The sequence below is a fragment of the Sagittula sp. P11 genome (assembly GCF_002814095.1).
Lineage (GTDB): Bacteria > Pseudomonadota > Alphaproteobacteria > Rhodobacterales > Rhodobacteraceae > Sagittula.
Map to the genome: position 1 here is coordinate 1,905,226 of NZ_CP021913.1, position 13,682 is coordinate 1,918,907.

15 protein-coding genes are annotated in these 13,682 nt (G+C 67.4%); 8 read left to right on the top strand and 7 right to left on the bottom strand.

Annotation, left to right across the window (positions count from 1 at the left end; translation table 11 throughout):
* Window positions 1-36: 36 nt before the first annotated feature.
* Both CDO87_RS09305 and CDO87_RS09310 read left to right on the top strand, forming a co-directional pair.
* Window positions 37-855: an ABC transporter permease gene (locus tag CDO87_RS09305; protein ID WP_100928518.1), complete on the top strand. Its 819-nt coding sequence runs from the start codon at window positions 37-39 to the stop codon at window positions 853-855.
* Window positions 852-2,150, top strand: coding sequence for an FAD-binding oxidoreductase (locus CDO87_RS09310; RefSeq protein ID WP_100928519.1), 1,299 nt, complete (start codon window positions 852-854; stop codon window positions 2,148-2,150). The genes CDO87_RS09305 and CDO87_RS09310 overlap by 4 nt, the downstream gene beginning before the upstream one ends.
* Before the next feature lie 57 nt (window positions 2,151-2,207).
* On the opposite strand, the gene CDO87_RS09315 is transcribed toward CDO87_RS09310, so the two are convergent.
* The 6 genes from CDO87_RS09315 to mbfA form a co-directional block, all read right to left on the bottom strand.
* The gene (locus tag CDO87_RS09315; RefSeq protein ID WP_100928520.1) at window positions 2,208-3,122 is read right to left on the bottom strand and encodes a DMT family transporter; all 915 of its coding nucleotides are present in this window, start codon (window positions 3,120-3,122) and stop codon (window positions 2,208-2,210) included.
* 404 nt (window positions 3,123-3,526) lie between these two features.
* Window positions 3,527-3,913 (bottom strand): hypothetical protein, encoded by a 387-nt coding sequence (locus CDO87_RS09320; RefSeq protein ID WP_100928521.1) that lies wholly within the window; start codon window positions 3,911-3,913, stop codon window positions 3,527-3,529.
* Window positions 3,914-3,935: 22 nt separating this feature from the next.
* Window positions 3,936-4,712, bottom strand: a complete 777-nt coding sequence (locus CDO87_RS09325; protein WP_100928522.1) for a DUF6478 family protein — start codon at window positions 4,710-4,712, stop codon at window positions 3,936-3,938.
* Between the two features lie 163 nt (window positions 4,713-4,875).
* Entirely contained in the window at window positions 4,876-5,457 is a 582-nt protein-coding gene (locus CDO87_RS09330) for a dihydroxy-acid dehydratase (RefSeq protein WP_100928523.1), read from the bottom strand.
* A 5-nt stretch (window positions 5,458-5,462) separates the two neighbouring features.
* Complete coding sequence (ilvD, locus tag CDO87_RS09335; RefSeq protein WP_100928524.1) at window positions 5,463-7,196, bottom strand: dihydroxy-acid dehydratase; 1,734 nt, start codon at window positions 7,194-7,196, stop codon at window positions 5,463-5,465.
* A gap of 102 nt (window positions 7,197-7,298) precedes the next feature.
* Window positions 7,299-8,273: an iron exporter MbfA gene (gene mbfA, locus CDO87_RS09340; RefSeq protein ID WP_100928525.1), complete on the bottom strand. Its 975-nt coding sequence runs from the start codon at window positions 8,271-8,273 to the stop codon at window positions 7,299-7,301.
* Window positions 8,274-8,447: 174 nt separating this feature from the next.
* Here mbfA and CDO87_RS09345 point away from each other — a divergent pair, with 174 nt between their 5' ends.
* From CDO87_RS09345 to CDO87_RS09370, 6 genes are all read left to right on the top strand, one after another.
* Window positions 8,448-8,654 (top strand): hypothetical protein, encoded by a 207-nt coding sequence (locus CDO87_RS09345; protein WP_100928526.1) that lies wholly within the window; start codon window positions 8,448-8,450, stop codon window positions 8,652-8,654.
* 77 nt (window positions 8,655-8,731) lie between these two features.
* On the top strand, window positions 8,732-9,394 hold the full coding sequence (locus tag CDO87_RS09350; RefSeq protein WP_254698396.1) for a TetR/AcrR family transcriptional regulator: 663 nt from the start codon (window positions 8,732-8,734) through the stop codon (window positions 9,392-9,394).
* Between the two features lie 35 nt (window positions 9,395-9,429).
* Complete coding sequence (gene fghA, locus CDO87_RS09355; RefSeq protein WP_100930901.1) at window positions 9,430-10,260, top strand: S-formylglutathione hydrolase; 831 nt, start codon at window positions 9,430-9,432, stop codon at window positions 10,258-10,260.
* 5 nt (window positions 10,261-10,265) lie between these two features.
* Window positions 10,266-10,724, top strand: coding sequence for a YaiI/YqxD family protein (locus tag CDO87_RS09360; RefSeq protein WP_100928527.1), 459 nt, complete (start codon window positions 10,266-10,268; stop codon window positions 10,722-10,724).
* On the top strand, window positions 10,721-11,341 hold the full coding sequence (locus CDO87_RS09365; RefSeq protein ID WP_100928528.1) for an HAD family phosphatase: 621 nt from the start codon (window positions 10,721-10,723) through the stop codon (window positions 11,339-11,341). The genes CDO87_RS09360 and CDO87_RS09365 overlap by 4 nt, the downstream gene beginning before the upstream one ends.
* Window positions 11,338-12,267 (top strand): alpha/beta fold hydrolase, encoded by a 930-nt coding sequence (locus tag CDO87_RS09370; RefSeq protein WP_100928529.1) that lies wholly within the window; start codon window positions 11,338-11,340, stop codon window positions 12,265-12,267. Before CDO87_RS09365 ends, CDO87_RS09370 begins: the two co-directional genes overlap by 4 nt.
* 16 nt (window positions 12,268-12,283) lie before the next feature.
* Here the strand turns inward: CDO87_RS09370 and CDO87_RS09375 are convergent, their stop codons facing one another.
* Window positions 12,284-13,534, bottom strand: coding sequence for an MFS transporter (locus CDO87_RS09375; protein ID WP_100928530.1), 1,251 nt, complete (start codon window positions 13,532-13,534; stop codon window positions 12,284-12,286).
* Window positions 13,535-13,682 lie beyond the last annotated feature (148 nt).

Here is a 13,682-nt window from a genome sequence, read left to right on the forward strand (position 1 = left end):
GCGCCACGCAAGGCACAACCCCTCGGGAGCCGCCGCATGAAACGCTTCTCCTGGTTCAACGCCACCGCCCTGACGCTGGGCTTCGCCTTCCTCTACCTGCCGATGGTCGTGCTGGTCATCTACTCGTTCAATGCCAGCCGCCTCGTCACCGTCTGGGCCGGCTTCTCGACGCAATGGTACGCGGAACTCTTCCGCGACCAGGAATTCCTCGACGCGGCCTGGGTCACGCTGCGGGTCGCCTTCTTCTCCTCGACCATCGCCACGGTGCTGGGAACCATGGCCGCCCACGTGCTGATCCGCGCCGGGCGGTTCCGGGGGCGGACGCTCTTCTCCGGCATGATCTACGCGCCGCTCGTCATGCCCGAAGTCATCACCGGCCTCTCGTTGCTTCTGCTGTTCATCGGCATCGGGCTGGACCGCGGCGTGCTGACCGTGGTGCTGGCGCACACCACCTTCGCCATGTGCTACGTCTCGGTCGTGGTCTCGTCGCGCCTCGCCACCTTCGACACCGCGCTGGAAGAGGCGGCGCTCGACCTCGGCGCCACCCCGTTCGAGGCCTTCCGCCTCGTGACGCTGCCGATCATCGCACCCGCGGTGATCTCCGGCTGGCTGCTCGCCTTCACCCTGTCGCTCGACGACCTCGTGATCGCCAGCTTCACCACCGGCCCCGGCGCCACGACCCTGCCGATCAAGATCTTCTCGGCCGTCCGCCTCGGCGTCAGCCCGCAGATCAACGCGCTCTCGACCCTGCTGATCGTCTTCGTCACCATCGGCGTGATCACCGCCTCGCTGGTGACCAAACGGGGCGCGGTCCAGCGCGCGCGCGAGGAGCGCGCCGCCGAAGCCACCGCGTGATCCGGCTCTACGAACCGGCCGCCTACGCGCGCGATCCCGGCAGCTTCTGGACCGGCACGGTCACGCCCCCGGCGTGGCCGCGCCTCGACGCGCCCTTGAAGACGGATGTTGCCATCATCGGCGGCGGCTTCACCGGGCTGAACGCCGCGCTGACCCTGGCACAGGCCGGAACCCGCACCGCGCTGTTCGAGGCCGAGCCCCCCGGCTGGGGCGCCTCCACCCGCAACGGCGGCTTCTGCTGCATCGGCGGCGCACTGGCGAGCGGGACAACCCTCGCCCGCCGCCACGGCGCCGCCCAGGCCGCCCTCTGGCACGACACGCAGGTCGCCGCGGTGGCCCATGTCCGCGACCTCCTCGACACCCACGGCATCGACGCCGACACCCATTCCGACGGCGAAACCGAACTGGCCCACACCGCCCGCGCCATGAAGGCCCTGCGGCAGGAGGCAGAGGCCGACCCGACCGCCCGCCTCACCGAGCGACACGACCTCGCCGCACAAGGCATGGCCGGTCCCTGGCACGGAGCCCTGACCCGCGCGACGGGCTTCGCCCTCAACCCCGCCAGATACCACGCGGGCCTCGCCCGGGCCGCCGCTGACGCGGGCGCGACCCTCCATGCCGACAGCCCCGTCACGGCGCTCAGCCGCAACGGCACGTGGCGCCTCACCGTCAACGGCCAGACCGTCACCGCCGACCGCGTCATCCTCGCCACCAACGGCTACTCGTCCGAGGACCTGCCCCCCTGGCTCCGCGCCCGCACCCTGCCGGTGCAAAGCTCCATCCTGCTGACCCGGCCGCTCACCGATGCCGAAGCCGAAGACGCCGGCTGGACCACCGCGCAGATGGCCTACGACTCCCGCCGCCTGCTGCACTACTTCCGCCGCCTGCCGGACGGGCGGATGCTGTTCGGGATGCGCGGCGGGCTGACCGCGCGGCCCGCCGAACAGGCGGCCATCGCGAAACGCATCCGCAAGGACTTCGCCGCAGCCTTCCCGGCCTGGGCGGACGTGGAGATCACGCACGAATGGTCCGGGCTGGTCTGCCTGATGGCCAGCGGCCACCCCTTCATCGGCGCCGTGCCGGACCACCCGGGCCTCGACGCGGCGCTGGGGTTCCACGGCAACGGCGTCGCCATGGGCAGCTACGCGGGCCACGCGCTGGCAAAGGCCCTGCTCGGCACGCCGACCGGCCTGCCCGACTTCCTCGCAAAGCCGCCGGCCCGTTTCCCGCTGGGCCGCCACAGGCGCGCCCTTCTGCGCCCGGCCTACCGGATCGCGGAAGCCTTCGACCTCTGACCCCCCAGATTTTTCGAAGAAAAATCTGCCCGCCGGTAAAATCTTCGACCGAAGATTTTACCCCTGCGGCGTCATGTTCGCCCGCGCCTGCCCGCGCTTCAGGCCCAGCTGCCGTTCGCGCCAGATGATGAGCACGCCGGCCAGCACGACGATGGCCGCGCCGATCAGCACGCTGGCTGTCGGCACCTCGTCGAAGAACGCGTAGCCGAAGAGGATCGCGAACAGGATCGAGGCATATTCGAACGGCGCCAGCACCGCAGCGCCCGCGAACTTGTAGGACGAGGTCAGGAAGATCTGCGCCACGCCGCCGATCAGACCGGCGGCCACCAGCATCCAGACCACAGCCCAGCCCGGCCATGTCCAGCCGAACGGCACGGTCGCCAGCGAAAACAGCGTCGCCGTCAGGGAGAAGTAGAACACGATGGCGGAGGTCTCCTCGCTCGACACCATGCGGCGGATCTGGATCTGCGCCAGCGCCCGCATCACCGTGGACACGCCGATGAAGATCAGGCCCAGCATCGCCGCCTCACTCCAGGCGTCAGGCGACAGTCGCGGCCACAGCGCGATGGTCACGCCGCCAAGCCCCAGCAGAACCGCCGACATCCGGAACAGCCGCAGGCGTTCGCCCAGCATCAGCGCGGCCAGAAGCACCGTCAGCATCGGCGCGGCGTAGCCCAGCACCGTGACCTCCGGCAGAGGCAGAAGCCCCAGCGCGGCAAAGTTGCAGCCCATGGCGGTGACCCCCACCAGCCCGCGCCAGACGTGCATCAGGGGGCGCGTGGCCTTGAACCCGGTGCGCAGGTCGCCGCGCAGGGTCAGCCACAGGACGATCACCGGCATGGCAAAGAACGAGCGGAAGAACACCGCCTGCCCCGCGGGCACCTCGGTCGAGCTGGCCTTGATGAGCGAGGCCATGATCGTGAACAGGAAGACGGAGGCCAGCTTCAGCGCAATGCCGCGCATCGGTGACATGTGAGAAGGTCCTTTCGCGTTGCCGCTACCGTGAACCCCGCCAGTCGGAAGGTCAATCTGCCTGCCCCGTTTTACATGCCTTCGGCATGGAAAAAATCGCAATGGGTTAACGCGGCAGAGGGCTACGCAACAGGCGCGCGGCGACGTCGGGACGAAAAGGTTACCAACCGGCCGTTTCGACCCCCTCAACCGGCCGGTTCACCAGTAACGACGGTGCAAGCTGTGTGAAGATTGTCCTGCGGTGTTGTGGACAGCCAACTCCGCGGCACCATATCTGCACGGCGCACGCCCCGTTACCCTTCCGTGCGCCCCGTGCACGAAACCCGGTTGTCACCGCGCGTTAACGCCTCGGGACCAAGGCTCAAGCGCGCGCCAATGTCTCCATACCGGAAACAGTCAGCGGGTCAGGTCGTCTCCAGACAATGCCGGCGGAAGGCCTTCTTCAGCATGTCGAGCTCGGCGCGCAGCAGGTCGACCTCTGCCCGGATGTCATCGCCCAGCGCCTCGCCCGAGATAAGCGAAAAGCTCTGCAACACGCCGTTGGTCGCCGCGTCGGTGATCAGGAAGGTCTGCACCCCGTCGCCGATCGCCTCTGCCGGGACCGGCACCTGAAGCAGCCACTGGGCGCCCGCCTCCCGTGCCTTGCCCGCCACTTCGGTCACCATCACGCCGGTCACCGGCTGGTCGTTCAGCGTCACTTCGACGTCCGGCGCGGCGGTGCCTTCGGTGCTCAGCACCCCTTCCCAGAGCCCTTCCCGGAACCGCGTCTTCGTCAGGGTGAATGCGCTCATTCTCGGGACTCCTTCCGGCGGCTCACAGCGCCGCCCGCTTGCGGCGGCTGAACGTCAGGTCGCGGAGGATCACCTGGTTCATCTCCGGCCCTTCGAAGATCAGGTCGAGCCACATCTTCTCCACCCGCTTCTCGTTCAGCTTGGTGTAAGCGAGGTCGAACTCGACGTTGATCTCTTCCTCGTTCAGCGGCAGCTCACGGACGATCTGCTCCGTGTTCGGGCCGTGCTTGATGTTCAGTCTTGCAAAGATTTCAAGGGGTTTCTCCATCTCGACGATGGTGTCGATCCGGATCAGGTGGCTGCGCTTCAGGCCCTGCGACGCCTCCTGTGGCAGGTCGATGGCCAGCGACAGGTAGGACCCGTCGAAACGGAAGACGTCCAGCCGCAGGCCGTAGGCGGCAAGGTCGGCCTCCCGGGTGTTGCGGATCTGGCGCAGGGTCAGTTCGGAACGCGCGCAGTCGTGGAACAGCGTCGCCTCCCGACCCAGCATGCTTTGTGACTCGACCGAGGACATACCCGGCCGCGGCAGTGGTCCGCACCACAGCTCCGGCCGCCAGGCCCAGTCGGCATCCACGGGGCGCGGAAAGGCCTGGTTGCCGATCATCGGCAGCGCCAGCCGTTCCTCCGCGACGTGGATCAGACGGTCGAGGTGCGTGCGCAGGCGCCGGGCGCGGTTGCGGCTTTCCCGGAGGGCGGCAAGGTCCATGCCGGAGGCGGAGCGCGCGGCCTGCGACCAGCGTCTCAGGCCCGCGGCAAAGACCATCTTGTCCAGCCATCCCTGCCGCTGCCCTGTCGTCATGCCTTGCCGTGTCCCCAAATGTCTTTTGCGTCTCCCGAATACGACAGATCGTTTCGGGTTCGGAAACCATTATGGCTTACACCACGGTTCGAATAAACGCGAAAAACCACGATATCGTTACGCTTTTCCTTGAATCCGCCCGCGCGGCGGATTCACCCTTCCTTCACGGACTTGCGCGTACAATGAAGTCACGCACCTGCCCCAGCATCCGCGCCCCGTCACGGCCCGCCATCGCGTCGCCCTCCGGCGCATAAAGCGCCAGACCGACCATGTGACCGCCCTGCAGGAAGGCCCCCCGCCAGTAGCGCTGATCGCCCTCGCTCAGCATCTTGTCGCCGCCGCTGCCGAGGTGGGCGAGGGTCAGCCCGTCGTCCTCGTAGGCCCCCAGCAGGGGCGCCCCCGCGGCCTTCGCCAGCGCGGCCGGATCGGGCACCGCGCCCCCCGGGTCCTTCGGGCCGACGGTCACCGTCACGATCACCGGCGGCACGTTGTAGCCCGCCTTGCCGCCCGACAGGATGTAACACGACGCGATCACGGCGACGCCCTGACCGTTCCGCGACCGCGAGGTTTCCGGGTCGATGCAGTAGCCCTCCGGCCCGTCCACGACGACGGAGCCCCCGGCAAGGGACACCTTTTCGAGCGGGGGCTTGCTGCCCGTTGACGCGCCCGCCAGATCGGTGGCGGGCATGTCGCAGGCGGCAAGCCACAGCGCCGCCGCGAGGACCGTGAAGATCGTTCCGCGCATCGGCGTCAGAGATCGGCGTAGACGTGTTTCTCGGCCTTGCCGCCCGGATGGGTGACCGCGCCCTTGTAGGTCTCACCGACCAGTTGCGCATACTTCCAGAGCGACCCGGACGCATAGATCGTGTCCCGCGGCCCGGCCCAGGCTTTCTTGCGTGCAGCCAACTGCTCGTCCGTCAGGTCCACGGACAGCTTGCCGGTCAGGGCGTTGATGGTGATGACATCGCCCGTCTCCACCAGCGCGATTGGCCCGCCGTGGGCTGCCTCGGGGCCAACGTGGCCCACGCAGAACCCGCGCGTCGCGCCCGAGAAGCGCCCGTCGGTGATAAGCGCGACCTTCTTGCCCATGCCCTGCCCGGACAGCGCGGCGGTGGTGGCCAGCATCTCGCGCATGCCGGGGCCGCCAGCGGGGCCCTCGTTGCGGATGACCAGCACCTCGCCTTCCTTGTAGGCGCGCATCTTGACCGCCTCGAAGCAGTCCTCCTCGCATTCGAAGACCCGCGCGGGGCCGGTGAAGACCTGGTCCTCCGCCGCGATGCCCGCGACCTTCACGATGGCGCCCTGCGGGGCGAGGTTGCCCTTCAGGCCCACGACGCCGCCGGTCTTGGTGATCGGCGTTTCGATGGGATAGATCACCTTGCCGTCGGCCTCGCGCTCGATCAGGTCGAGCTCTTCGCCCATGGACCGCCCCGTTGCGGTCATGCAGTCCTCGTGGATCAGGCCCGCCTTGCGCAGCTCCTTCATCACGACCGGCACGCCGCCGACCTCGTAGAGGTCCTTGGCCACGTAGTTGCCGCCGGGCTTGAGGTCGACGAAGTAGGGCGTGTCCCGGAAGATCTCGCACACGTCGTCGAGGAAGAACTCCAGCCCTGCCTCATGCGCGATAGCGGGCAGGTGCAGACCGGCGTTGGTCGAGCCGCCGGTGCAGGCGACGACGCGCGCGGCGTTTTCCAGCGACTTCATGGTGACGATGTCGCGGGCGCGGATGTTGCGCTCCAGCAGGTTCATCACGGCGATGCCCGACGCGGTGCCGTACTGGTCGCGGCTTTCGTAAGGCGCTGGCGCGCCGGAGGAATTCATCAGCGCAAGGCCGATGGCCTCGGACACGCAGGCCATGGTGTTGGCGGTGAACTGGCCGCCGCAGGCCCCGGCGGAGGGGCAGGCCGCCTTCTCGATGGCGCGCAGTTCCTCGTCGGAGTTGGCGCCCGCCTGGTGCCTGCCCACGGCTTCGAACACGTCCTGCACGGTGATGTCGCGGCCCTGGTATTTGCCCGGCATGATCGACCCGCCGTAGATGAAGACCGACGGCACGTTGAGCCGCACCATCGCCATCATCATCCCCGGCAGGGACTTGTCGCAACCCGCCAGCCCCACGAGCGCATCGTAGCAGTGTCCGCGCATGGTCAGCTCGACCGTGTCGGCGATGGCTTCGCGGGAGGCGAGCGAGGCGCGCATGCCCTCGTGTCCCATGGCGATGCCGTCGGTCACGGTGATGGTGGTGAATTCGCGCGGCGTGCCGGAGGCTTCCTTGACGCCCAGCTTCACCGCCTGCGCCTGCCGGCTCAGCGAGATGTTGCAGGGCGCGGCCTCGTTCCAGCAGGTCGCCACGCCGATCAGCGGCTGGTGGATCTCTTCCTCGCTGAGCCCCATGGCGTACATGAAGGAGCGATGCGGCGCACGGGCCGGGCCTTCGGTGACGTGACGGCTGGGCAGTTTGGTCTTGTCAAACGGACGCTTGAGCACGGCTATTTCCTCCCGGTAATTGTCCCATCCGGCATAGCCTCAGTCCCCCAACGGGGCAAGCGAGTCATGGTATACCAAATGTGAAAGGGCGGGAGGTGCGCCCTAGCCCGCGCCGATCAGGGCGCCAGCACCGAACACCAGAGCCCCGCCCAGAACCACCTGGAAGGCCGCGCGCCAGAACGGCGTTTCCATGAACCTGTTCTGGATCCACGCGATGGCCCAGAGCTCGACGAAGACGACGATGGTGGCCACGATGGTGGCGGTCCAGAAATGCGGGATGAGGTAGGGCAGCGCGTGCCCGAGCCCGCCGAGCGCCGTCATGACACCGGCGGCGATGCCGCGCTTGACCGGCGAGCCGCGCCCCGAAAGCTGCCCGTCGTCCGACGCCGCTTCCGTGAACCCCATGGAGATGCCCGCGCCGACAGAAGCCGCCAGACCGACAAGGAAGGTCGTCCAGGTGTCCTGCGTCGCAAAGGCGGTGGCGAAGATCGGCGCCAGGGTCGAGACCGAGCCGTCCATCAGACCCGCAAGGCCCGGCTGTACCCATGTCAGGAGGAACTGGCGCTTGGCCATGTCGTCCTCGGACTGGCGGGAGTCGGCGTCGAGGTGTTCGGCCTCCAGCCCCTCGGCAGCCTTCTGGTGGCCTGCTTCGGCGGCGGCGAGGTAGCCCAGCAGCTTGCGGGTGCCAGCGTCCGTGGTCCGTTGCGCGGCGGCGGTGTAGAAGCGTTCGGCGTCGCGTTCCATCGCCTCCGCCTCGGTGCGGATGCGTTCGAGCGAGAGGTTTTCAACCAGCCAGACGGGTTTGCGCGCGTAGAAGCCGGCGACGTGCTCGCGGCGGATCAGAGGGATGACCTCGCCGAACCGCTGCCGGTGCAGTTCGATCAGGGAGGCGCGGTGATGATCCTCTTCCTCGGCCATGCCGTCGAAGATCGCGGCGGTGTCGGGATACTCCGCCCGCAGCCGTTCCGCGTAGCTCCGGTAGATCCGGGCGTCGTCCTCTTCGGACGAGATCGCCAGTGCCAGCACTTCCTGCTCTGAAAGATCGCCGAAACGCCGACGCTGCATCGAAAACCGCATGTCACACCCTTCTTTAGATCGGTTCTAAAGTAGTCATCGGCCCGCCCGCCGCAAGCCGGAATTCGTGACAGGGCCAATTCGCCGCATCGCTTCTACCCACCCTTGACGTTTTCTATCCGATGCGCCATTTCTGAACCGAACAGTTTAGTTCAGAAAGTGATCGGGAGATTCTTCATGACACGTCTTGCCACTGCCGCGCTCCTTGCCGCCTCCGTCCTTGCCGCGCCCGCGTTTGCGGATGTCGGGCCGTCCTACCTGCCGAACCTCACCTTCCCGGACAACGGCCCGAAGCCTGCAACCTCGACCCAGGGGCAGGATCAGGACCAGCGCCCTGTCCAAGGTGAGGTCTGCACGCTGAACCAGCCCACGACCTGCCGGTAACCCGCTCTTGCATTGCGGCGGCTTGCCCGAACTGAACCGCGCGGTCTATACATGCGTTCTACGACAGGAGGGGCGACATGACCGCGGGACACACCGCAGAGGCCCGGGCTGACGAAGCAGCCCGGGATCGCGCACAGGACATCCGGAAGGGCCGCAAGTACGATCAGGTGCTCGCCGGCGCGCAGGAGGTCTTTATGCGCGACGGGTTCGAAGGTGCCTCGGTCGACGACATCGCCCGCGAGGCCGGAGTGTCCAAGGCGACGCTCTACAGCTACTTTCCGGACAAGCGCCTCCTGTTCCTCGAGGTGACCTCTGCCCAGTGCTGCAGGCAGGCGGACGAGGCGCTTCTGTCCATCGAGATGACCCACACGCCGGAACACGTTCTGCGCGACGCCGGTCACCGCATCCTGACCTTCATGCTGTCGGAGCTCGGCCAGCGCATCTTCCGGATCTGCGTGGCCGAAGCCGACCGTTTCCCGGAACTCGGGCGCCAGTTCTACCAGTCCGGCCCGATGATCGCCAAGCGCGCGCTGTCCGGCTATCTGGACGTCGCCCGCACCCGCGGCGAGATCGTCACCGACGACGTGTCGCTGGCCGCCGACCAGTTCGCCGAGCTGTGCAAGGCCGATCTCTGGCCCAAGGCGGTGTTCGGTCTGCAGACGGAGTTCACCCAATCCGAACGCGACCGGATTGTGGATGGCGCTGTCGCCACCTTCATGGCACGTTACGGCGCAAAGTGACCCCTTCGAAAGGAGCCGCCGCCATGACACAGGCCATGAAAACCGTATCCGAAAACCGCTGCTTCGGCGGCGTTCAGGGTGTCTACAGCCACGCCTCCGAGGCCACCTCGTGCGAGATGACCTTTGGCCTCTTCCTGCCGGAGGAAGCGGCGCATGTTCCGGTCCCGGTGCTGTGGTACCTGTCCGGCCTGACCTGCACACACGAGAACGCCATGACCAAGGCCGGGGCGCAGGCCTGGGCCGCAGAACATGGCATCGCGCTGGTCTTTCCCGACACGTCGCCGCGCGGCGAGGGCGTTGCCAACGACGAGGCCTATGACCTCGGCCAGGGCGCCGGTTTCTACGTGAACGCCACGGAGGCTCCCTGGGCGCCGCATTTCCGCATGTGGGATTACGTGGCCGAGGAGCTGCCCGCGCTGATCGGTGCCAACTTCGCCATTGATCTGGAGCGGCAGGCGATCACCGGGCACTCGATGGGCGGGCACGGCGCGCTGACGCTGGCCATGTCGCTGCCGGGGCGCTTCGCCTCCGTCTCGGCGTTTTCGCCGATCGCCAACCCGACGCAGTCCGACTGGGGCACCAAGCAGCTGGGCGCCTACCTTGGCGACGACAAGGCGGCCTGGGAAAAGCACGACAGCTCCCTCCTGATGCGCGACAAGGGTTTCGACGGGCCGGTGCTGATCGACCAGGGCTCGAAGGACCAGTTCCTCGATCTCCTGAAGCCCGAGGCGCTGGCGGAGGCGATGACCGCCAAGCGGCAGGACGGGGTCTTCCGGATGCAGAACGGCTATGACCACAGCTATTTCTTCGTCTCGACCTTCATGGAGGACCACGTGGCCTTCCACGCAGAGGCAATGCTGGGCTGATCTCCGTGACCACACTTTACATCGACGCCGACGCCTGCCCGGTGAAGGAAGAGGCCGAGCGCGTGACCACCCGCCACAAGGTGCCGATGAAGCTGGTGTCGAACGGCGGCATCCGCCCGTCGCGCAACCCGCTGGTGGACATCGTCGTGGTGTCCTCCGGCGCAGACGAAGCCGACAAGTGGATCGCCGATCAGGCCGGACGCGGCGACGTGGTGGTGACGAACGACATCCCGCTTGCCGCGAAATGCGTGGAGGCCGGGGCGCAAGTGTTGCGGCCCGACGGCTCTGCGCTGACCGGCGCCAACATCGGCGCGCAACTTGCGATGCGCGACCTCGCCGCTGACCTGCGCGCTGCCGATCCCTTCCGGCAGGGCGGCGGCAAGTCCTTCACGAAGGCCGACCGGAGCCGTTTCCTCGATGCGCTGGACCGGGCGCTGCGCATGGCCGCGAAGGAGCAGGGATGACCATCGAGGCCGTGATCTTCGACGTCGGCAACGTGCTGATCGAATGGCAGCCGGAGCGTTACTACGATCCGAAGATCGGCGCCGACCGCCGCGCGGCGATGTTCGCGGAGGTTGACCTGCACGGGATGAACGACCTTGTCGATCGCGGCGCCGACTTCCGTGAAACGATCTATGGCTGGGCAGAGAAGTACCCGCGCTGGCGCGATGAGATCCGGCTCTGGCACGACGACTGGCTGGAGATGGCGACACCGGCGATCCCCCACTCTGTCCGCTTACTGGAGGCGCTGAACGCAAAGGGCGTGACGACCTTCGCGCTGACGAACTTCGGCATCGGAACCTGGGCCATCGCGACGCCGGTCTACGGTTTCCTCAACAGCTTCGGCCATGCCTACGTCTCCGGCCACATGGGTGTGACAAAGCCCGACGCACGCATTTACGAGATGGTCGAGGAGCACTCCGGCATCGCGCCCGGCAAGTTGCTGTTCACCGACGACCGGGCCGAGAACATCGAGGCCGCGGCGGCGCGCGGCTGGCAGACTCACCTGTTTAACGGGCCGCAGGGCTGGGCCGATGCGCTGGTGTCCCACGGGCTGCTGACACCGGACGAGGCGCGGTGAGCACGGCGGCGACACTCGCCGCACTGGCCCTCGCCGGGCTGCCCGCTGCGCGTGAACTGCGCCGCACACCGCGCAACGCACGTTTCCGCCAGCAGGCCCCGGGCCGTTTCGCGGAGCTGTCGCAGGGACACACGCATTACGACTGGCTCGGTCCCGAACGCGGCGCGGTCATGGTCTGCGTGCACGGGCTGACCACGCCCTCCTACGTCTGGCTCGGGCTGGCGCGGCACCTCGTCGCCATGGGATTTCGCGTGCTGGTCTACGACCTTTACGGGCGCGGCTATTCCGACGCGCCGAGGGGTCCGCAGACACCGGGCTTCTTCACGCGGCAACTGGAGGACCTGCTGGAGCACGAGGGCCTGACCGACGACCTGACGCTGGCAGGCTACTCCATGGGAGGCGCCATTGCCGCGCATTGGGGAGCTGCAAACCCGGACCGCCTGCGCCGCCTGATCCTGCTGGCACCCGCCGGCATGGGCCATCAGGTCGGACCCGTCGCACGCTTTTGCACGGAATGGCCGCTGGCCGGCGACTGGCTGTTCCACATGGCCTACCCGACCCAGTTTGCCCGCACCGCACGGGCCGCGGCCCATGCCGACAGCAACGTCGACGACATCGCCGGGCTTCAGATGGCAGAACTGCGGCGGCGCGGGTTTCTGAGGTCTGTCCTCTCCTCCCTGCGCGGCACGTTGCGGCGCGATACAGAGGAGGCACACCGCGCGCTGCACAAGGCAAGGGTGCCCGTCGCGGCTATATGGGGGCGCGACGACACGGTGATCCCTCTGCGTGCCATGGGGCGGTTGACCGAATGGAACCGCGACGCCCGCCACGTGGTGATCGACGGCGCCGGCCACGGGCTGCCGTGGACGCATACCGAACAGGTGGCCAAGGCGATCCGCGACACGTGGGAAGGGCCGACGGTCTGACCGCCGTGCAGGCGGGTCAGGCGGCCAGCGCGCCCGCAGGCGGAGTGGTGCGGTTTTCCTTCACCGGCAGGTGCACCAGCGCGCTGAACGCGCCGACCCCGACGCCGATCCACCAGACCATGGTGTAGTCGCCGAAGACGTCGTACATCCGCCCGCCCAGCCACACGCCGAGGAACCCGCCCAGCTGGTGGCTGAAGAATACGATGCCATAGAGCGTGCCCATGTAGCGCAGCCCGTAGAGGTGCGCGATCAGGCCGGAGGTCAGCGGCACCGTCGCCAGCCACAGCGCGCCCATCACGGCCGAGAACACCAGCACCGACACCGGGGTGATCGGCAGCATGATGAAGGCCGCCGCCGCAACGGTGCGGGCGAGGTAGATGAAGGCCAGCAGGTACTTGCGCTGGAAACGGTTGCCCAGCCAGCCCGCCGTCAGCGTGCCCGCGATGTTGAACAGCCCGATCAGCGAGATGGAGACCGCCCCGAGCGCCGACGTGGTTGTGATCCCCATGCCCGACAGGATGCCCCCCGCCATGATCGGCGAGCAGAGCTCGGTCACGAGGGCGGGAAAGTGCGCGGTGACGAAGGCCAGCTGGTAGCCGCAGGAAAAGAAACCGAGGAAGATCATCGTGAAGGACGGGTCGCGGAAGGCCCGGCCGAGGATCTCGCCCATGGTCTCCTCCAGCTCGGCCTTGGAGGCCGCCGCCGGGGCGCGCATCATCGGCAGTGCCAGCAGCACAGCAAGCACCGCCACGGCGAAGACGATAAAGACCATCTGCCAGGACATCACGCCCAGCAGAGCCTCTGCCACCGGCGCGCCGAAGACCTGCCCGGCACTGCCTGCCGCGGTGGCGATGGCCAGCGACATGGAGCGGTTCTCGGCACTCGACGCGCGGCCCACGACGGCAAGGATCACGCCGAAGCCGGTGCCCGCCACGCCGAAGCCCACCAGCACTTCCCACGCCTGCATGGCAAACGGCGTCTCCGCGAAAGACGACATGACGAGGCCCGCTGCATAAATCACAGCGCCGATGATGATGGCCTTCCGGTCGCCGATCTTCTCGGCCACGGCGCCGAACAGCGGCTGGCCGATCCCCCATGCGAGGTTCTGGATGGCGATGGCGAGCGAGAACTCTGCCCGTGCCCAGCCGAATTCCTCGGCGATGGGGATCTGGAAGACACCGAAGCTGGCCCGGATCGCGAAGCTGACCATGATGATCACGCAACCGACGATCAGCACGGGTGTGACAATGGGGGCCGGTCTGTCCATGATCGTTACTCCTGCAGCGTTGCACGATCAGAACCGCAGATGCGGAATTAGGTCAATTTCTCTTACGTGATATTGCCCATCACAATGCGTGATGACCAAGGCCAAATACCGAACGGTAAGGCATGGTTAGATCATTGCCCATACGGAA